Raw genomic sequence first — 902 nt, 5'->3', positions numbered from 1 at the left:
TAAAAAAGCCGTAGATAATGATGATAACCAACGTTAGCAACACATTTACTTTGTACATTGAAAACCAGGCCAAAAGCTCATCAAACATTTTTTACCTCAAGAATACTTTGCTTCAACTTCATACTTATTGTCTGTCTACGAGCATAAGCTATTCATAGTTTACGCTCATTCTATCTTCACTCTGGATATACTCCGACTCGGGGTCCACAAGCGCTCGTCCTGCCATTGCGGTGCGACCCAGCAACATAGGATATCGCATATTAGAGCGGTCAGTTAAGGTGATGGGTATCGTCCAATGACTTTTCCCAATGCAGACACTCGCTTCAATCAAGCAACGCTTCTCTTTAGCCTCATTATTGGTTTTAACAAGCCTTTTGTCGACGAGTTTTGCTGACCGTCTACTCGCCCTTCGGTCAGGAAAGACATCCTTTGGTAAATCAAAACTGACCCAAGTTTCATTATCCCTCTCTTCATACTCAATATTTTCGACGTGCAAAGATGAGTTGTTAGCGCCGGTGTCAACTCTTACCTGAACGTTGAATAAATGTAGTCCAGGTAGGTCAGCGTACTCGACTGCACCCAGTAAGATCTTTCCATCAAGGTATTTCGCGAAGGAACTTCCCACAATTGTTTGCTCCTCACTTAGGTTTCCATTCTTTGAAAAGTTATCATGGCTCATTTAACAATACCTCGGATTCACTGACCAAATTGTCATTCATTAGCTCTAGATTTTCAGCCACTTCGTTTGGCTTGGAAAAATAAGCAATATGAAATAATGCTTCACCCTCCTGTGCTAATGGGATGTTCTGTTTACCAATAATAATACCCTTAGCATGACTCGTGATGGTGTCTAATACTCGACCAAACGGGTCTTGAATATCTGCCAGCGCATCGCCTTTCTC

The 902-nt window shown here is 42.0% G+C and carries 1 protein-coding gene and 1 pseudogene; both read right to left on the bottom strand.

The annotated features are described in order from the left end of the window. Nucleotides 1–148 precede the first annotated feature (148 nt). A complete protein-coding gene (locus A3766_RS26790; protein ID WP_082880487.1) occupies nt 149–679 on the bottom strand; it encodes a RimK/LysX family protein in 531 nt (176 codons plus the stop codon). Continuing rightward, a pseudogene (locus A3766_RS31655) lies at nt 669–902 on the bottom strand (succinylglutamate desuccinylase); the annotation flags it as partial. The pseudogene A3766_RS31655 and the gene A3766_RS26790, both read right to left, overlap by 11 nt.

It is taken from the genome of Oleiphilus sp. HI0132, assembly GCF_001635845.1.
This window is presented reverse-complemented; position numbering and strand designations above follow the sequence as displayed.